Source organism: Bradyrhizobium sp. F1.13.3 (assembly GCF_040548265.1).
Taxonomy (GTDB): Bacteria; Pseudomonadota; Alphaproteobacteria; order Rhizobiales; family Xanthobacteraceae; genus Bradyrhizobium.
On sequence record NZ_JBEPRI010000012.1, the window covers coordinates 180,476 to 199,022 of the forward strand.

General features: G+C 64.5%; 17 protein-coding genes. 4 read left to right on the forward strand and 13 right to left on the reverse strand.

Translation table 11 applies throughout. The features are described 5' to 3' along the window. Window positions 1-3: 3 nt before the first annotated feature. Window positions 4-1,143: an ABC transporter ATP-binding protein gene (locus ABIB66_RS28975; RefSeq protein ID WP_354256351.1), complete on the reverse strand. Its 1,140-nt coding sequence runs from the start codon at window positions 1,141-1,143 to the stop codon at window positions 4-6. Further along, window positions 1,140-2,690, reverse strand: coding sequence for a glycerol-3-phosphate dehydrogenase (glpD, locus tag ABIB66_RS28980; RefSeq protein ID WP_354209144.1), 1,551 nt, complete (start codon window positions 2,688-2,690; stop codon window positions 1,140-1,142). Before glpD ends, ABIB66_RS28975 begins: the two co-directional genes overlap by 4 nt. Window positions 2,691-2,979: 289 nt before the next feature. On the opposite strand from glpD, the gene ABIB66_RS28985 reads away from it, so the two are divergent. Next, window positions 2,980-3,228, forward strand: a complete 249-nt coding sequence (locus tag ABIB66_RS28985; protein ID WP_354057328.1) for a type II toxin-antitoxin system prevent-host-death family antitoxin — start codon at window positions 2,980-2,982, stop codon at window positions 3,226-3,228. Next, on the forward strand, window positions 3,228-3,644 hold the full coding sequence (locus ABIB66_RS28990; RefSeq protein WP_354209145.1) for a type II toxin-antitoxin system VapC family toxin: 417 nt from the start codon (window positions 3,228-3,230) through the stop codon (window positions 3,642-3,644). The genes ABIB66_RS28985 and ABIB66_RS28990 overlap by 1 nt, the downstream gene beginning before the upstream one ends. Window positions 3,645-3,647: 3 nt before the next feature. Here the strand turns inward: ABIB66_RS28990 and ABIB66_RS28995 are convergent, their stop codons facing one another. Together ABIB66_RS28995 and ABIB66_RS29000 are read right to left on the reverse strand one after the other, a co-directional pair. After that, window positions 3,648-4,490: a DeoR/GlpR family DNA-binding transcription regulator gene (locus ABIB66_RS28995; protein ID WP_275171480.1), complete on the reverse strand. Its 843-nt coding sequence runs from the start codon at window positions 4,488-4,490 to the stop codon at window positions 3,648-3,650. A 90-nt stretch (window positions 4,491-4,580) separates the two neighbouring features. Beyond that, window positions 4,581-5,255, reverse strand: coding sequence for an HAD family hydrolase (locus ABIB66_RS29000; RefSeq protein ID WP_354209146.1), 675 nt, complete (start codon window positions 5,253-5,255; stop codon window positions 4,581-4,583). Window positions 5,256-5,409: 154 nt separating this feature from the next. Here ABIB66_RS29000 and ABIB66_RS29005 point away from each other — a divergent pair, with 154 nt between their 5' ends. Further along, on the forward strand, window positions 5,410-5,886 hold the full coding sequence (locus ABIB66_RS29005) for a nuclear transport factor 2 family protein (protein WP_354209147.1): 477 nt from the start codon (window positions 5,410-5,412) through the stop codon (window positions 5,884-5,886). Between the two features lie 139 nt (window positions 5,887-6,025). On the opposite strand, the gene ABIB66_RS29010 is transcribed toward ABIB66_RS29005, so the two are convergent. The 8 genes from ABIB66_RS29010 to ABIB66_RS29045 form a co-directional block, all read right to left on the reverse strand. Beyond that, entirely contained in the window at window positions 6,026-6,217 is a 192-nt protein-coding gene (locus tag ABIB66_RS29010) for a hypothetical protein (protein ID WP_008137732.1), read from the reverse strand. Between the two features lie 222 nt (window positions 6,218-6,439). Further along, window positions 6,440-6,850 carry an acyl-CoA thioesterase gene (locus ABIB66_RS29015; protein WP_247372636.1) on the reverse strand — a complete coding sequence of 137 codons (411 nt, stop codon included), beginning with the start codon at window positions 6,848-6,850 and terminating at the stop codon, window positions 6,440-6,442. 50 nt (window positions 6,851-6,900) lie between these two features. Continuing rightward, window positions 6,901-8,997: a 3-hydroxyacyl-CoA dehydrogenase NAD-binding domain-containing protein gene (locus ABIB66_RS29020; RefSeq protein ID WP_354209149.1), complete on the reverse strand. Its 2,097-nt coding sequence runs from the start codon at window positions 8,995-8,997 to the stop codon at window positions 6,901-6,903. A 2-nt stretch (window positions 8,998-8,999) separates the two neighbouring features. After that, complete coding sequence (locus ABIB66_RS29025) at window positions 9,000-10,283, reverse strand: acetyl-CoA C-acetyltransferase (protein WP_354209150.1); 1,284 nt, start codon at window positions 10,281-10,283, stop codon at window positions 9,000-9,002. Continuing rightward, entirely contained in the window at window positions 10,283-12,550 is a 2,268-nt protein-coding gene (locus tag ABIB66_RS29030; RefSeq protein ID WP_354256354.1) for an acyl-CoA dehydrogenase, read from the reverse strand. The genes ABIB66_RS29025 and ABIB66_RS29030 overlap by 1 nt, the downstream gene beginning before the upstream one ends. Before the next feature lie 168 nt (window positions 12,551-12,718). Continuing rightward, complete coding sequence (locus ABIB66_RS29035; RefSeq protein ID WP_027516354.1) at window positions 12,719-13,342, reverse strand: flavin reductase family protein; 624 nt, start codon at window positions 13,340-13,342, stop codon at window positions 12,719-12,721. A gap of 135 nt (window positions 13,343-13,477) precedes the next feature. Further along, a complete protein-coding gene (locus tag ABIB66_RS29040; protein WP_027516353.1) occupies window positions 13,478-14,077 on the reverse strand; it encodes a TetR/AcrR family transcriptional regulator in 600 nt (199 codons plus the stop codon). A 35-nt stretch (window positions 14,078-14,112) separates the two neighbouring features. Next, entirely contained in the window at window positions 14,113-17,250 is a 3,138-nt protein-coding gene (locus ABIB66_RS29045) for an efflux RND transporter permease subunit (RefSeq protein ID WP_275171470.1), read from the reverse strand. Between ABIB66_RS29045 and ABIB66_RS29050 the strand changes: the two genes are divergently transcribed. Further along, window positions 17,237-17,443, forward strand: a complete 207-nt coding sequence (locus tag ABIB66_RS29050; RefSeq protein WP_354209152.1) for a hypothetical protein — start codon at window positions 17,237-17,239, stop codon at window positions 17,441-17,443. The genes ABIB66_RS29045 and ABIB66_RS29050 overlap by 14 nt on opposite strands. On the opposite strand, the gene ABIB66_RS29055 is transcribed toward ABIB66_RS29050, so the two are convergent. Next, window positions 17,429-18,535, reverse strand: a complete 1,107-nt coding sequence (locus ABIB66_RS29055) for an efflux RND transporter periplasmic adaptor subunit (RefSeq protein WP_354209153.1) — start codon at window positions 18,533-18,535, stop codon at window positions 17,429-17,431. The two genes, ABIB66_RS29050 and ABIB66_RS29055, sit on opposite strands and share 15 nt — an antisense overlap. Window positions 18,536-18,547 lie beyond the last annotated feature (12 nt).

The following is an 18,547-nucleotide window of genomic DNA, read 5'->3' on the forward strand; positions in this document are numbered from 1 at the left end:
CCCTCAAGAAACTTTATTTGTTGACGCGTTTTCTTCACGCGAACCGCTACGCACTTCGCTTGAAAACGCTATGGCGGGTGCCGCGACCAGCCGGTCGGCAGCATCGAACACGAAAACGTCGTTGGGATCGAGCACGGCATCGAGCGTCTGGCCGGGCTCGAACTCGTGCACGCCGTGCAACACCGCCACCCAATTCGATCCATCGCGGGTCAGATGCACGAAACTCTCCGAACCGGTGATCTCGGTCACCGTTACTGTGGCATGGAAGGCGTGGCGGTCAGTCTCGCCATTGGCAAGCGCGAGCTGATGGGCACGAAATCCGACGCGATAGGCGCCGTCGGCGAGCGAGGAATAAAGACCGGACGCCGGCGCGGCGATGCCACCCGCATATTGCACAGAACCGTTCTTCTTCTCGATGCCGACGAGATTGAGCGGCGGATCGGAGAACACCTGCGCGACGCGCAAGGTCTGGGGCCGCCGGTAGACCTTCGGCGTCTCGCCGATCTGGAGCGCCTTCCCCTCCCACATGCACACCGTATTGCCGCCGAGCAGCAGCGCCTCGGTCGGCTCGGTGGTGGCATAGACGAAGATCGCACCGGACGCCTCGAAGATGCGCGGCAGCTCGGTGCGCAGCTCCTCGCGGAGCTTGTAGTCGAGATTGGCGAGCGGCTCGTCGAGCAGGACGAGGTCGGCGCCCTTCACCAGCGCGCGCGCCATCGCGGTTCGCTGCTGCTGGCCGCCGGAAAGCTGGAGCGGGGTGCGCTTCAGGAACGGCTCGAGCCGGAGCAGCCGGGCCGCTTCCGCGACCCGCGCCTCGATTTCGGCCCGCGGCTTGCCCTGCACGCGCAAGGGCGAAGCGATGTTCTCGTAAACCGACAGCGAGGGGTAGTTGATGAACTGCTGATAGACCATGGCGACCGAGCGTTGGCGCACGTCAACACCGGTGACGTCCTTGCCATTGACCAGCAACTTGCCCGATGTCGGCTTGTCCAGGCCAGCGAGCAGCCGCATGATCGAGGTCTTGCCCGACAGCGTCGGCCCGAGCAGCACGTTGAGCGTGCCGCTCTCGAGCGTCAGCGAGACGTCACGGATGTGTGGGATACCGTCGACAGTCCGGGTCATGTGATCGAGTGTCACGGTCATGAGCGTCCTCCCGCTTCCAGCAGGGGACTTTGCTGCACGGCGTGGGTCCTGATCCAGTCGTCAAGCGCCGCGATCTCATCGGCACTTAGTCGCAGGCCGAGCTTGGAACGGCGCCAGACGACGTCGTCGGCGGTAACGGCCCATTCGTGGGCCATGAGATAGCGGACTTCGCGCTCGGTCAGCGTCGCGCCGAAGGCCTGGCCGAGATCGGCCGCCGATTTCGCATCCCCAAGCAGCTTGATCGCCCTCGTGCCATAGGCGCGCGCGAGGCGCCGCGCATGCTCGTGGCTGAGGAAGGGATAGCCGCGCTGAAGCTCGGCGATCAGACCGTCGACATCGGACACGCCCATGTCGCCGCCGGGCAGCGGCCATTTGCCGGTCCAGCCTTCGCGCGCTTTCGCACTGCGAAGATAGGGCCCGAGCCGCTCCAGCGCCTCCTCGGCGAGGCGGCGGTAGGTCGTGATCTTGCCGCCATAGATCGACAGCAGCGGCACGCCGCCAGGCGTGTCGAGCTCGAACACATAGTCGCGCGTCGCGGCCTTGGCTTCGCTGGCGCCGTCGTCGTAGAGCGGACGGACGCCGGAATAGGTCCAGACCACGTCATCGGGCGTGACAGGCTTGGCCAGATATTCACTTGCCGCCGTGCAGAGATACTGAATCTCTTCGGCCGTCGCCTTCACCTTGGCGGGATCGCCGTCATAGTCGCGGTCGGTGGTGCCGATCAGCGTAAAATCGTCCTGATAGGGAATGACAAAGATGATGCGGCCGTCGGCATTCTGGAACATGTAGGCGCGGTCGTGGTCGTAGAGCTTTTTCACGACGATGTGCGAGCCTTGCACCAGGCGCACCTTGGCTTTGGCGTTGACGCCGGCGCCGCGGCCGAGCACATCCTCGACCCAGGGACCGCCGGCATTGACCAGCGCACGGGCCTGGATCGACGAACGCGCGCCGGTCAGCGTGTCGATCATGCTGACGGTCCAGATGCCGTCTGACTGTTTGATATCTGTCGCGCGAGTGCGGGTGCGGATCTCGGCGCCCTTGTCGGCGGCGTCGCGTGCGTTGAGCACGACCAGACGGGCATCATCGACGAAGCAGTCGGAATATTCGAACCCACGGCCATAGCGGTTCGGGATCAGCGGGCGGCCGACCTCGTCACGCCGAAGGTCGACCGAGCGGGTCGCCGGCAACAGATGACGGCCGCCGATGTGGTCATAGAGGAAGAGGCCGAGGCGCAGCAGCCAGGCTGGCCGCAAGCCCGCATGGTGCGGCAAAACGAAACGCAGAGGGCGAATGATGTGGGGCGCGATGCCCCAGAGGATCTCGCGCTCGATCAGCGCCTCGCGGACCAGCCGAAACTCGTAATATTCGAGATAGCGCAGGCCGCCATGCACCAGCTTGGTCGACCAGGACGACGTCCCGCTCGCCAAATCATTCATTTCGCACAGGAAAACGGAGTTGCCGCGGCCCACCGCGTCGCGCGCGATGCCGCAGCCGTTAACACCGCCTCCGATAATGGCGAGGTCGAAAATACGCTCCAACAGACGCATCCCCCGGCGACCGCCCGTTCAATCGAGCGGTTACTTTCGTTTTTGATTAGATCACACCGAGAAACGAAAGCAAGATGAAAGAGAGGCGGAAGGAAGTGAAAGCGGAACTTAGTCGGCGCCAATGAGGTGAGAAATTGCCAGACCGAGCGCCGCATTTGAGGGCAAAGGGCTCGATCGAATCGCATGCGGGCATGGCTCGCATCAACCAGAGCGCTCAACCCCTTGAATGTAGCAACATGTCTACATATACTTGGCGGTATGGCACTGCCACGGCGAGGAGGCGCTGACGATGGTGACCACCCTGACCAGTCGGGAATTCAATCAAGACACCAGCGGCGCGAAAAAGGCCGCATCGCAGGGGCCCGTCTTCATTACGGACCGCGGCCGTCCGGCCCACGTCCTGCTCTCAATCGAGGAATATTTGCGTCTGAGCGGCGGGCACATGAGCCTTGCCGAGGCTCTTGGGCAAGTGAGCGCGGAGTTCGATTTCGATCCGCCTCGCATGGCAGGTGAGATTAGGGCTGCCGATCTCGACTGATGTTTCTGCTGGACACCAATGTCATTTCCGAACTGAGGCGGCCAGATAAAGCTGATCGCAACGTCGTCGCATGGGCCAATGCAATTCCCGCGGCGAATTTCTTCATGTCTGCCATCTCGATCCTCGAAATTGAGCTGGGCGCGCGCTTGATCGAGCGCAAAGACGCGGCGCAAGGTGCCGTCCTGCGCACCTGGATCGATGGCCAAATTCTGGTTCGCTTTGAGGGGCGAATCCTGGCCATCGATACAGCCGTGGCGCAGCGCTGTGCGCAACTTCACGTTCCCAACCCCCGGGCGGAACGCGATGCTCTCATCGCAGCGACCGCGCTTGTTCACGGCTTGACGGTTGTCACGCGCAATGTGGGGGATTTCGAACCAACGGGCGTCCCGCTACTCAATCCATGGGACGCCGCATGAATTCTACCTCAGCCGCACCACCGGCGCCGCCTCGGGCGCTTCTTGTGCCTCGGCTTGGGCATCATCGACATCCGCCGCCTTCGGCATCGCCGCCATCACCTCGATGCCCTTACCGTGGCAGATGGTGGCGAGGCGCTCGGGCAATTCCTGGTCAGTGACGAAGGTCTGGATCTGGCTGATATGCGCGATGCGGACCGGCGCGCTGCGCCGGAGCTTGGTGGAATCAGCGACCAGCATGACGCTGCGGGCGTTGGCGATGATGGCCTGCGCCACCTGCACCTCGCGATAGTCGAAGTCGAGCAGCGCGCCCTCCTCGTCGATCGCGGACGCCCCGATGATGGCGTAGTCAACCTTGAACTGGCCGATCAGCTGCGTCGCGGTCGAGCCGACCACCGCACCGTCGGCGCGCCGCACCGTGCCGCCGGCGACCACCACCTCGATGCGGGGATGGCGGTACAGCAGCATGGCGACGTTCAGATTGTTGGTGATGACGAGGAGGTCCTCGTGCGAGGTCAGCGCGCTCGCGACCTCCTCGGTCGTGGTGCCGATGTTGATGAAGAGCGAGCAGCCATTCGGAATCAGTGAGGCGGCCGCGGCTCCAATCGCCTTCTTCTCGTCGGCGGCGACGAACCGCCGCGCCTCATAGGCGAGGTTTTCCACGCCGGAGGCGATGATGGCGCCGCCATGAATGCGGGTCAGCGATCTCCGCTCGCAGAGATCGTTGAGATCCTTGCGGATGGTCTGCGCCGAGACCTCGAACCGGCGCGCCAGCTCCTCGACCATGACGCGGCCCGAGGCTCGCGCGATGTTGAGGATTTCGGCTTGGCGATGAGTCAGTCCGGTCACGGCGATGGCCTTAGGTCAGGAAGCTGCATGGTGCGGCGGTTCGCGCGCCCGGTCAATGCGCGCGCCGATCACGGTTAACGGACGAAGGTCTCACCACGCCATTGCGGCGGTGAGGCGCGCGAGCAGGTCCGGATCGTCGAAGGCGCTGGCGGAGGCGATAGCCCCGGCGGCGACGAGATCGGCGTGGCTGAGGCTGGTCCGGATGCCGATGGTCGGAATGCCGGCCGCCGCGGCCGATTGCACGCCGGTGCGGGAGTCCTCGAACGCGATCGAGGCCATCGCGCTGGCGCCGGCAAAGCGCAACCCTTCCTGATAAGGCAGCGGATGCGGCTTGCCGTGCAACAGCTCGGCGCCGATCACGAGCGCCTTGAAGCGGTCCGTGATGCCGAGGCCGGACAGCAGCATCTCCGCATTGAGCCGCGGGGCGTTGGTCACGGCAACCATGGGAATACCGGCCGCATCCGCCCTGTCGAGCAGCGCCATCAGGCCCGGCAGCGGCTCGATCTGCCCAGCGACGAGCTCGCGGAAGACTTCCTCCTTCTCATCTAGGATCAAGGCACGCCGTTCCGGCGCCTCGTCGGGCAGAAAGCGCTCACCGATCGATACGTTCGCGAAGCCTTGCAGCTCCCTGGAGAAGCGTGCGTGATCGAAGACATGGCCGCGAGGGCCGAACACCTGATTGAAGGCCTTCAGGTGCAGCGGATCGGTGTTGGCGAGCGTACCGTCGATGTCGAACAGCAACGCCCTGCCGATAGCCTCGATCATGTCCGTACTTTCCCGAATATATGACGCATCAATACGAAAGCCGTATCAATACAGCGGCAATCGCGCAATGACGCACGTGAATGACCACGACGCGACACTCGACAAAGTCGCGCGCGGCTGCAACACTCCATGCAAGATCAAAAAGGAGGAAACGATGACGATCAACCGACGCGATCTGGCTCTCTCGACTCTTGCCGTGCCAGCTCTTGCCGTCTCCACTCTTGCAGTCTCAGCGCTCACGACACCGGTGCTGGCAGCCTCGGCGGACGAGGAAGCCGTGGCGAAAAAGGTCGAGGCGTTCCGTCTCGCCCAGATCGCGGCCGATCCCAAGGCGCTCGGCGCGCTCTGCGCCGACGAGGTGAGCTACAGCCATTCCAGCGGCAAGGTCGAGGACAAGGCGACCTTCGTCACCAACGCCACCGACGGCAAATCCAAATTCCTGTCGATCGAGTACAAGGACCCGACCATCAAGGTCGTCGGCCCCGCCGCGATCGTGCGTTTCCACTGGGTGGCGGAACAGGAGATGGCGGCCGATGGGAAAAAAGTGCCTACCAACCTTCACATCCTGATGAACTGGCAGAAGCAGGGCGACGACTGGAAGCTGCTCTCACGGGCGGCGACGAAGTTGTGATTGACGGTGTCATTCCGGGACGCGCCGAAAGGCGCGGGCCCGGAATTCGTTCGTCGACATTCTCTGCGGCAAAATGGATTCTCAGATGCGCAATTGCGCATCGTAGCTCGCGCTACGCGCCCCGGAATGACAGCTGCGCTTACGCCGCTTCCTTCACATCACCGTTAACCAGCTTGCGCGCGGCGCGCTCGGCTTCGCGGGCGTTGCGGAAGAGCTGGCCTTCGAGACGGTTGAATTGGTGGGACGAGGCGAAGAAGCAATAGCCGCCCTGGCCACGAACAACGATTCCCGCGGTCTCTGAATTAACTTCGATGATGTAGCTGTCCGGCATGGCCCGTAGATTCCTCAGTGCGGGCAAATAACGGCAGCTCTGCCCAAAGGTTCCTAGGGCATATGAGGCCGTTTCCACCCCGAATCGACAGGCAACTGAGTACGCCGGGACCTCATCCGTTTTATGACTGGTTCTTGGCAAAGCCGCGGCGTCGTGACTCAGTCGCGCCGCGTTTGGCGGTGCCGCACGCATCAGACAGATGAGGCGCAACGCCGCGCGCGATTACGTCGCGATCGCGGTGTCGGTCGGGCGAACCGGCTGCGGGCGGCCGTGCTCGTCGATCGAGACGTAGGTGAAATTGCCGTCGGTGACGAGGAACGGTTGCTGCTCGCCGCGGCGTAGCGCCCACGCTTCCAGATGCACGGTGATGGAGGTACGCCCGACGCGGACGAGGTGGGCGTGAACCGACACGAGATCGCCGACATAGACAGCCTTGCGGAAATTCATCGCCTCGATGGCGACGGTCACCGTGCGCGACTTCGCGACCTTTGACGCAAACACGCCGCCGCCGACGTCCATCTGGCTGAGCAGCCAGCCGCCGAAGATGTCGCCGTTTGCGTTGGTGTCGGCAGGCATCGCCAGCGTGCGGATGCAGAGATCGCCGCCCGGCCCGGCATTGGCTTGTTCGTTCATGCCTCTCTCACTCGAAGATTGCTCACTTGAAATCGCTCACTTGAAACTGCTCACTTGAAATTATCCCAGCCCGGATCCGGTGCAAAGCGTTCGCCGAATCTGCCGGCCAGCGCGCGCAGAGTGGATACGACGTGATCCACGCCACGCGTGCGCGCATAGTTCAACGGGCCGCCACGGAACGGTGCATAACCGGTGCCGAAGATCATGGCGCCATCGACCATGTCGGCATCATCGACGATACCCTCGCGAAGCGCCGCAACGCAGACGTTGGACATCGGCAGCACCAGGCGGTCGATCATCTGGTCGGTGACGCGCGGACCGGTCTCGGGTAACGGCGCCTTCTCGGCCTTGCCGTCGCGCCAGACGTAAAAGCCCTTGCCGGTCTTGCGGCCGAGTTCGCCCTTCGCAACCTTCTCGCGCAGCCAGGCCGGGGTCGGCGGCAGCAGATCGCCGAACTTGGTGCGCAGCATGTCGCCGACATCGAGACAAATGTCGAGCCCGACCTGGTCGGCCAGTTCGATCGGCCCCATCGGCATGCCGAACTGCTCCGCGGCAGCGTCGATCAGGCGCTGGTCGATCTTCTCGTCCAGCATCACCATCGCTTCCAGCATGTAGGGCGTCAGCGCGCGGTTGACTAAGAAGCCCGGCGAGCTCCTCACCGATAAAGGCAGCCGATCGATCGCGCCGACGAAGGCGAGTGCCTGCTTCAGCACCTGCGCATCGTTGCCGTCATGGCTGACGACTTCGACCAGTTGCAACCGCGACACCGGGTTGAAAAAGTGAAGGCCGACCAGCCGCTCCGGCCGCGCCAGCGTGGTGCGCAAATCCTGGAGCGGAATGCTCGACGTGTTGGTCGCGAGAATCGCGCCCGGCTTCATCCGCGGCTCGAGAGCGGCATAGACCTTCTGCTTGAGCTCGAGCTTCTCCGGGACCGCCTCGATGATGAGATCGGCGTTGCGGGCGCCCTCCCCGGTCACGTCGGGGATCAGGCGATCGAGCGCGTCGCGCACCTCGGTCGGCTTGCGGATGATCTTGCCATAGAGCTCGGCGGCGCGCTTGACCGCGCCCGCAATCGGCTCCGCCTTCATGTCGGCGAGCGAGACGCGCAGCCCCTGCCCCGCGCACCAGGCCGCGATGTCGCCGCCCATGGCGCCGGCGCCAATGACATGGACATGCTTGATCGTGTTGCCGGAGCCTGCCGCCTTCTTCATCTGCTCGCGCAGGAAGAACACGCGGATCAAATTCTGCGCAGTCGGCGTCACCATCAGCTTGGCGAACGAGGCCTGCTCTGCCTTGAGCATCGCGGCCTTGCGGCCGTCATGGGTCTCCCAGAGATCGATCAAGGCATAGGGCGCCGGATAATGCTCGCGGGACGCGGCCTTCGCGGCCTCCGAGCGCATGCGCCTGGCCAGCAGCCCGCGCACCGGGCCGAAATTGGCTGCGCGCGTGAGCATCCCCGGCCGTACCCGCTTTAGCCGGCCAAACAGTGCGTCCTTCACCGCATTGCGAACGTGGCGCTCCTGCGTCACGGTGTCGACGAGGCCGAGCGATTTGGCGCGGCGGGCATCGATAGTGCGGCCGGTCAGCATCAGGGCCATCGACTGGGTCGGATTGACCAGCGCGGTGAAGCGCGCGGTGCCGCCGAGACCGGGATGTAGCCCCAGCATCACCTCAGGGAAGCCGAAGCGGGCGCCGTCGATGGCGATGCGCGACTGGCAGGCCAGCGCGACTTCGAGCCCGCCGCCGAGGCAGAAGCCATGGATCACCGCGACCGTCGGCAGCTTCAGCGCTTCCAGATGGTCGACCACCGCATGGGCCGCGCGGATCCGCGTCTCCACCATCCCGGCATCACTGGCGCCGCGAAATTCGTTGACGTCGGCGCCAGCGATGAAGCCGGACGGCTTTGCGGAGCGGATCACGAGGCCGGCAGGGCGCTCGGTCTCGATCGCCGCCAGCACGGCGTCGAACTCCTCCATCACGTCCGAGGACAGCGTGTTGGCGCTGGCGTCAGTGCGGTCGAACAGCAGCCAGGCGGCGCCGTCGGCGTCGCGCGTCAGCTTGAAGTGCTTGTAGGGACTATAGGCAGCGGGCTTGGGCCCGAGCTCCAGCACGCGATCGCCGAGCGCGGTCATGATCCTGGAATCCATGGTCACACCGCCTCGATCAGCATGGCGCCGCCGAGCCCGCCGCCGATGCATTCGGTGGCAACGCCGCGCCGCGTGCCGAGCCGCTTCATGGTGTTGACGAGATGCAGCACGATGCGATTGCCGGAGGTGCCGACGGGATGCCCGAGCGAGATGGCGCCGCCATCGACATTGAGTTTTTCGCGGTCGATCTCACCGGCAGCGCCGTCCAGCCCCAAAATCTCGCGGCAGAACTTGTCGTCATTCCAGGCGGCGAGGCAGCCGAGCACCTGGGTGGCAAAGGCCTCGTTCAGCTCCCAGGTCTGGACGTCCTGGATGGTGAGATCGTTGCGCTTCAGCAGCGGCGTCGCAGACATCACGGGACCGAGACCCATGATGCTTGGATCAAGTGCGGCCCAGTTGCTGTCGACGATGACGGCCTTCGGCGTCAGACCGTGCCTGGCGACCGCTTCGTCGGACGCCAGGATCACCCAGGACGCGCCGTCGGTGATCTGAGAGGAATTGCCGGCAGTGACCTGGCCCCAGGGACGCTCGAACACCGGCCTCAGTTTTGCCAGCGACTCGGCCGTCGAGTCCGGACGCACGCCATCGTCATGGTCGAAGAATTTTCCGTCGCGGGAGAACGCCGTTTCGACTTCGCCCTTGAGAAAACCTTCCGCCTGCGCATGCGCGAGCCGGCGATGGCTCTCGGCGGCATAGGCATCGGACTGCGCGCGGGTGATGCCGAAGAGATGGCCGACGACTTCGGCCGTCTGGCCCATGTTCAGGTCGGTAATGGGATCGGTCAGCCCGCGCTCCAGGCCGATGATCGGTTTGAGATAGCGCGGCCGCAGCTTGAAGGCGGCAGCGAGCTTCGCGGCGACGCCCTTGGCGGTGGCAAGGCCGGCGAACCAGCGCACGCCGGAATTGGGCCAGACCAGCGGCGCGTGGCTAAGCGCCTCGGTGCCGCCGGCGAGAATCATGTCGGCATGGCCCTCGCGGATGTAGCGGTAGGCGGTGTCGATCGACTGCATGCCCGAGCCGCAATTGATCTGCACGGTGAAGGCGACCATGTCCTCGCCCATACCGAGCCGGAGCGCGGCGACGCGGGCCGGGTTCATTTCGTCCGCGATCACGTTGACGCAGCCGAGGATGACCTGGTCGAAGGTATCAGGCGGAAACGGCTGACGTGCCAACAGCGGCCGGCCGCATTGCACGGCGAGGTCGACCGGCGTGAACGGCCCCGGCCCCGAACGCGCCTTCAAAAACGGCGTCCGGCTGCCGTCGACGATGAAAACCGGTCGTGCCATCAGCTCGCCGCCCTCTGTTCACCGAGTTCCTGGAAGAACTGATGCACGTCGCCGGTTTTCTTGTAAATCGGCGACAGCGCCTCCGGCGCAAAATCGTCGACCTCGATCACTTCAGTGACGGCTTCGCGGGCCGCGGCCAGCTGCTCGCCTTCGGCCTGCGTGATCACACCCTTGGCCACCGCATCCTTCCAGTCGCTCATATGCGCCGCGCGCATTCGCCTGGCGATGGCGTCCGTACCTGCGACCAGGTTGAACGCACGCTCCAGCCGGGCGAAGCCGCCATCGTCGTCGACATAAGCGAGGTCGGGCGTGAGGCGGTCGCGCGCGGCCGACGGCTCCAGCACCAAGCTCGCGCATTGATGCACAACCCGGTCCGAGGGACCCAGCACGCGGGCGCCGAATGGCTGGACCACGAATTTGAGGATGCCTGCGACGAAGCGGTTCGGCAGATTGGCGAGAATCTCCGCAAGCCGGTTCTCGATGGTCCGAAAGCCCGTCGCCATGCACCATTCGAGCGCGGCAAAGTCCTCCTTCTGCCGGCCCTCGTCCTCCCAGCGTTTGAGCGCGGCCGAGAGCAGGTACAGCTCGGACAGGATGTCGCCGAAGCGCGCCGACAGCATCTCCTTGCGCTTGAGCGCGCCGCCGAGCGTCAGCAGCGCCATATCGGCGCAGAGGGCAAACGCAGCGGAGTAGCGCGAGAGCTGACGATAGAATGGCCTGGCGTCACCTGCATCCGGGGCAAGCGCGAAGATGCCAAAGCTCCAGCTCCGGCCGAACGCGCGCAAGAGTGTCTCGAAGCTGTGGCCGACATGCTTCCAGAACACCTTGTCGAAGGCAGTGAGCCCGCGCTCGCGATCGGCATCCGCGAGCGCATTCATCTCGTCGAGCAAATACGGATGGGCGCGGATGGCGCCCTGTCCGAACACGATGAGATTGCGGGTGAGGATATTGGCGCCCTCGACGGTGATGCCGACAGGTACGGCACGGTGGAGATTGCCGAGATAGTTTTGCGGACCGTCGATCACGGCCTTGCCGCCATGGATGTCCATGGCGTCATCGACCGCGGTGCGCATCCGCTCGGTCGCGTGCAGCTTCATGATGCCGGAGATAACGGCCGGATGGATGCCGGCATTCAGCGCGGCGCAGGTCAGCCGGCGGGCCGCATCGAGCTGATAGGCGGTCGCGACGATGCGGGCGAGCGGCTCCTCGATGCCTTCGAATTTGGAGATGGAGATGCCGAACTGCTCGCGGATGCGGGCATAGGCGCCGGTGGTGCGGGCGGCATAGGCGGCGCCGGCGGCGGAGAGCGACGGCAACGAGATGCCGCGGCCGGCGGCGAGCGCCGTCATCAGCATCTTCCAGCCCTGCCCCAGCCGCGCCTGGCCGCCGATGACGTAGTCGAGCGGAATGAAGACGTCGCGGCCCCAATTCGGGCCGTTCTGGAACACCTGCATCGACGGCAGATGGCGTTTGCCGATTTCGACGCCGGGAAGGTTGGTCGGGATCAGCGCCACGCTGATGCCGAGCTCTTCCTGGCTTCCCACCAGATGATCGGGGTCGTAGGCCTTGAAGGCGAGGCCAAGCAGCGTCGCGACCGGACCGAGCGTGATGTAGCGCTTGTGCCAGTTGAGTTTCAGACCTAGCACCTCCTGGCCCTCGAAGGTGCCCTTGCAGATGATGCCGGTGTCAACCATCGAGGCGGCATCAGAGCCGGCCTCGGGGCTGGTGAGGCCGAAGCAGGGAATGTCGCGGCCGTCGGCAAGACGCGGCAGCCAGCGCTGCTGCTGCTCCTTGGTGCCGAAGTGCATCAGGAGTTCGCCAGGGCCTAACGAGTTCGGCACCATCACCGTCACCGCGGCGGCAATCGAGCGGGTCGAGATCTTGCGCACCACTTCCGAGTGCGCATAAGGCGAGAAGCCGAGGCCGCCGAACTCCTTCGGAATGATCATGCCGAAGAATTTTTCGCGCTTGATGAAGTGCCAGACATCGGGCGGCAGGTCGAGCCATTCCCAAAAGATCTTCCACTCGTCGAGCATGGCGCAGAGCTCATCGACGGGGCCGTTGAGGAAGGCCTGCTCCTCTTCAGTCAGCGTTGCCTGTTTGACCTTCAGCAGCTTCGACCAATCAGGGTTGCCGGTAAAGAGATCGGCGTCCCACCAGACGTCGCCGGCCTCCAGCGCCTCACGCTCGGTGTCCGACATCGCCGGCAGCACGCCGCGTGCCCAGGAGAAGATCGGCTTTGTCAGGCTGTCGCGGCGGAAGCTCATGGCGGACCTCATGCATCGGCGCGGTGATCGGGCATTTTAGCGGAAAGTGGCCGGCGGCGGTGAACACTTCACCTGCGAAAAGACGCGAATTGACGCGGCCGGGCAGCCGCCCAGGGCCATAACGGCCGAGGCGTGGTGGCAGTTCCGGGAGTACGGAGGTCGGCCGATCTAATCCGGCCGCACCATCTCGAACATATTTTCCGGCTTGATCTCGAAATAATCACCGCTGCGGCCGGCGCGGACGATCGGGCGGGCGGCGGCGGTCTGGTAGACGCCGTCCTTGATCATAGCCTTGTCGATGTGAACGGCAACGACCTCGCCGAGCGTCAGCCAGGCATTGGCCTCCTTGCCGTCGGCGCCCTTGAGCCGGACGATGTCGGACACCTTGCACTCGAAGGCGACGGGACTCTCGCCGACGCGCGGCACGTTGACGAGCCTGCCGGGCACAGCGGTGAGGCCGGCGACCTCGAACTCGTCAACCTCAGGGCCAACGTGCGCCGCCGTCGCGTTCATGTGCCTCGCCAGGTCCATGGTGGCGAGATTCCAGACGAACTCACCGGTCTGCTGGATGTTCTCGACCGTGTCCTTCCAGTTGGTGGAGGAGAAGCCGATGATCGGGGGGACATAGCAGAACGCGTTGAAGAAGCTGTAGGGGGCGAGATTGACGTGGCCTTTGGTGTCGCGCGACGAAATCCAGCCGATCGGCCGCGGCGCGACGATGGCGTTGAAGGGATCGTGCTTGAGGCCGTGGCCCTTGGCGGGCTCGTAAAAGTGCAGGTCTTTGTCGGTCACGCGCTTGCTTCTCCACTGCCCGTCGTTCCGTGGCGGTCCGCAGGACCGAACCCGGAATCTCGAGATTCCGGGTTCGCGCTTTGCGCGCCCCGGAACGACGGCAGATCCGCTTATAGGGGGAAATTCCTGGGCGCGTCAGTGCCGCGGGGACAATCCCGCGATGACGAAATCGATCATCTGGTCGATGGTCGGGCCCGGCTTGGTAGCGCACTGGGCGATCATCTGGGGGTGGAAAAAGCGCATCATCGCCGTGCAGGCGCACAGCGCGGCCAGTTGCAGGTCCGGCGCCTCGAACTCGCCGGAGGCCACGCCTTGCGCGATCATCTGGCCGATGACTCCGGCAATGCATTCCATGTGGTTGACGCAGACGTCCCAGTCCTCCTGCATCGCGATCTCGACCATCTCGTGCAGCTTATTGTCGCCGACATAGCGCTCGGTGTTCATGCGATGGATGGTGGTGAGCAGCTCACGGAAGCGCGGCAGCACCGGACCGGGCCTCGCCACGATCCGCTGCGCTTCCAGCTCGACCTCGCCCATCAGCGAGCGGGCCACCGCCTGATGAATCGCCTTCTTCGATTCGAAGAAACGATAGACGTTGGCGGGGCTCATCTTGAGCTCCTTGGCGATGTCGCCGACCGTGGTCTTGAGATAGCCGATCTGGCGGAACAGCCGCTCAGCCACCTCGAGAATACGATCCCGGGTGTCGCCTTCGATATGTTCCGAAACCAGTGTCATCTGTCAGGACTCGTCAATCAGCAGTTTATCTTCACTTATTCAGCCGCCTCAGCAAGCGGAATTGCGTGCTGGTCATCGCTCCCATGCTGCGGCGCGGCAGGCTGCTCAGGCGTGCCCGCCTCATCCAGGCTCTTGCGGAACCAGAGGGCGTAGAGGCCCGGCAGGTACAGCAGCGTGAGGAAGGTCGCAACGAACAATCCGCCCATGATGGTGATGGCCATCGGCCCCCAGAACGCCGAGCGCGACAGCGGGATCATGGCGAGGATGGCGGCGAGCGCCGTCAGCACCACCGGGCGGGCCCGGCGGACGGTGGCCTCGACGATCGCCTCGCGGCGGGTCAGGCCGTGCGAGACGTCGGTCTCGATCTGATCGACCAGGATCACGGCGTTGCGCATGATCATGCCGGCGAGCGCGATCAGGCCGAGCAGCGCCACGAAGCCGAACGGGGCGTTGGCGATGTTGAGCCCGAAGGAGGCGCCGACAATGCCGAGCGGCGCGGTGAGGAACACCAGGATCAGGCGCGAGAAGCTCTGCAGCTGGAACATCAGCAGCGTCAGCATCACCATGACCATCAGCGGGAAGAGAATGAAGATCGAGGCGTTGCCCTTGGCGGATTCCTCGAACGCGCCGCCCGCCTCGATGCGGTAGGCCGGCTCGAGATTGTCCTTGATCGCCTTCAGCTTCGGCGCGATCTGGCCGGTGACGTCGGGCGCCTGCACGCCGTCGACGACGTCGGAGCGCACGGTGATCGCCATGTCGCGGTTACGCCGCCACATGATCGGCTCCTCGTGGGCATACTCGATCTTGGCGATCTGCTGCAGCGGCACGGCAACGCCGTTGCGCGAGGTGATGGTGAGATCGCCGACTGCGCCGAGGTCGAGCCGCTCGGACGACACGGCGCGCGCGACCACGCCGACCTTCTCGATGCCGTCGCGCACGGTCGTCACCTGTGAGCCCGAGATCAGCATCGACAGCGCCTGCGACACGTCCTGCGGGGTCAGGCCCATGGCGCGGGCGCGGTCCTGGTCGACGACGAGCTTGAGGTAAGGCGACTGCTCGTTCCAGTCGAGCTGGACGTCCTTGACGCTCTTGTTCTGCCGCATGACGTCGCGGACCTGGTAGGCGATCTCGCGCACCTTGTTGGCGTCGGGGCCGATGACGCGGAACTGCACGGGAAAACCAACGGGGGGACCGAAATTGAAGCGGTCGACGCGCACGCGGGCCTCGTTGAGCGCGCCGTCGGCGACGGCGTTTTCAAGCTTGGCCTTGATGCGTTCGCGCGCCTCGACGCCCTTTGCGACGATGACGATTTCGGCAAAAGCCTCGTTCGGAAGCTGCGGATTGAGGCCGAGCCAGAAGCGCGGCGAGCCCTGCCCGACATAGGCCGTGTAGGTCTCGATGTCCTTGTCGTCCTTGAGCATGGTCTCGGCCTTCTTCACCGCCTTTTCCGTGACGTTGAAGGCGGTGCCCTCGGGCAGGCGAAGCTGCAGGAACAGCTCGGGCCGCTCGGACAGCGGAAAGAACTGCTGCTGGACGTGGCCGAAGCCGACGATCGAGGCGATGAAGACGCCGACGGTCGCGGCCACCACGGTGATGCGGTGGTTGACGCACCACTGCACGATGGCGCGCAGGCCCCGATACATGCGGGTCTCGTAGACCGCGTGCGGATCGTGATTGTGGTGCACCTTGATGTTGGGCAGCAGCATGACGCCGATATAGGGCGTGAAGATCACCGCCACGAACCAGGACGCGACCAGCGCGATCGCCACGATCCAGAAGATGCTGCCCGCATATTCGCCGACCGCGGAATTGGCAAAGCCGATGGGGAGGAAGCCAGCGGCCGTGACCAGCGTTCCCGTGAGCATCGGAAACGCAGTGGATTCCCAGGCAAAGGACGCCGCACGCATGCGGTCCCAGCCTTGCTCCATTTTCACCACCATCATCTCGACCGCGATGATGGCGTCATCCACCAGCAGGCCGAGCGCGATGATCAGCGCACCGAGCGTGATGCGGTGCAGGTCGAGCGACATCGTGTTCATGACGACGAAGACGATGCCGAGCACCAGGGGCACCGACAGCGCGACCACGATGCCGGTGCGCCAGCCGAGTGCCAGGAACGACACGAACAGCACGATGACGAGGGCTTCCATGAAGGAGTGCACGAACTCGCTGACGGCGTGCTCGACCACCTTAGGCTGGTCGGCGATCAGCTTGATGTCGACGCCCTGCGGCACCGCCTTCATGAATTCAGCCGTCGCCTTCTCGACCTCCTTGCCGAGATCGAGGATGTTGGCGCCCTTGGCGGTGACGACGCCGATGCCGATCGCGGCCTTGCCTTCCTGGCGCACGATGAAGCTCGGCGGGTCGACATAGCCATGGGTGACGGTGGCGATGTCGCCGAGACGGAACACGCGGCCGTTGCTCTCGACCGGGGTTTCGGCGACGGCCTTGGCGCCGTCAAGCGCACCGGTCACGCGCAGCGGCACGCGCTGCGACGAGGTCTCGACCGTACCGGCCGGAGTCACATTGTTCTGCTTGGCGAGCGAATCGAACAGCGCCTGCGGCGTGATGCCGAGCGTGGCGAGCTTGGCATGGCTGAACTCGACGAAGATGCGCTCATCCTGGTTGCCGTAGACGTCGACCTTGGTCACGCCCGGCACCTTCAGGAGGCGCTGACGGAAACCCTCAGAGACCTTCTTGAGCTGGGCGTAGTCGGCGCCGTCGCCGGTCATCATGTAGAGGATGGAATCGACGTCGGAGAACTCGTCGTTGACGACGGGTCCCAAAATCCCCGAGGGCAGCTGGCCCTGCACGTCGGCCAGCTTCTTGCGCAACAGATAAAAGAGATACGGCACGTCCTTCGGCGGCGTGGAATCGCGGAAGGTCACCTGGAGCGCGGTGAAGCCCGGCTTGGAATAAGTCTGGACCTTCTCGAAGTAAGGCAGCTCCTGGATCTTCTTCTCGATGGGATCGGCGACCTGCGCCTGCATTTCCTGCGCGGTCGCGCCCGGCCACAGCACGGAGACGTTGACCACCTTCACCGTGAAGAAGGGATCCTCGGCGCGGCCGAGCTTCTGATAGGAGAAGAACCCGGCCACGCCGAGAATGAGCATCAGGAACAGGATCAGCGTCGGATGGCTGACGGCCCAGGCCGAAAGATTGAAGCGCTTCATCGCACTCTCCAAAGAGATCCGTTTGCAAAAAACGACAGCCACTCTGTTCAACGCGTCGTCGCGAGGCAGCGAAGCAATCCAGGGGGCTGGGCAGGTTCTGGATCGCTTCGCCGCTTCAGCCAAAGCATTTGCGCTTGGGCCGAAACTCACCTCACACGACGTAACTCGTAAACGAGACTTAAAAGGACAGTGACGAGACGATCCGCACCCTCTGGCCCGGATCGAGCTTCTGAACGCCGAGGGCGACAATCTTGGCGCCCTCTTCGACACCGCCGGTGATGACGACGTCGTTGCTCTCATAGGACTTCACCGCGACCGGCTTCAGCGTGACCGCGCCGTTGTCGTCGACGACGTAGAAGGACGGCTTGCCGCCTTCGTTGAACAGTGCCGACAGCGGCAGCCGCGCGACGCGCTCGGTTGCGGCGTCCGACAAGGTCAGCGTCGCGGTCATGCCGAGCGAGACTTTGTCGTCGGCCTCGGGTAGCGAGAACTTTGCGAGATAGGTGCGCGTGGCAGGATCCGCGGTGGGCGCGATCTCGCGCAGCTTGGCCGTATATTTCTTGCCCGGCTCCGACCAAAGAGTGACGCTGGCGGCGCCCGATTTGGCACGTCCGACCAGCGTCTCAGGGATCGCGACGACCGCTTCCTTCTCGGCAAAGCGGGCGACACGGATCGAGGTCTGGCCCGCGGAGACCACCTGGCCAGGCTCGATCAGCGTTGCGGTGACGACGCCACGGGCGTCGGCGTTGAGCGTCGCGTAGGAAAGGGAATTCTTGGTCAGCTCGACCGAGCGCTCAGCCCGGTTCAGGCGGGCGCGGGCCTCGTCGGCGGCGGCGCGGCTCGAATCCAGCTGCGCGTCGGTGGTCCAGCCCTTGGCCTTCAAATCCTTGGCGCGCTGCTCGGCGGCGGCGGCCTGAGCCAGCACGCCGGTCGCAGCGGTCTGCTCCGCGACGGCCTGCTCGGCCTGGAGCTTCAAGTCGACTTCATCGAGTGTGGCGAGCGGCTGACCGATCTCTACCGTCTGGCCGACCTCGACGAGACGCTTGGCAACCTTGCCGGCCACCCGAAAGCCCAGATCGCTCTCGATCCGCGGCCTGATGGTGCCGACGAAGCTGCGCTCGGGCTTTTCGGCATCGTAGTGGGCGGTGGCGACGAGAACCGGCCGCGGCGGCTCGGCCTTTTCAGCGACGGTGTCATTGCACCCAGCGAGAGCGGCAGCCATCAACGCCAGCGAAACACCGGCGAAGAGCTTGGAATAGCTGGACAAAACAGTTCGGACGAACATCGGAGGACACTC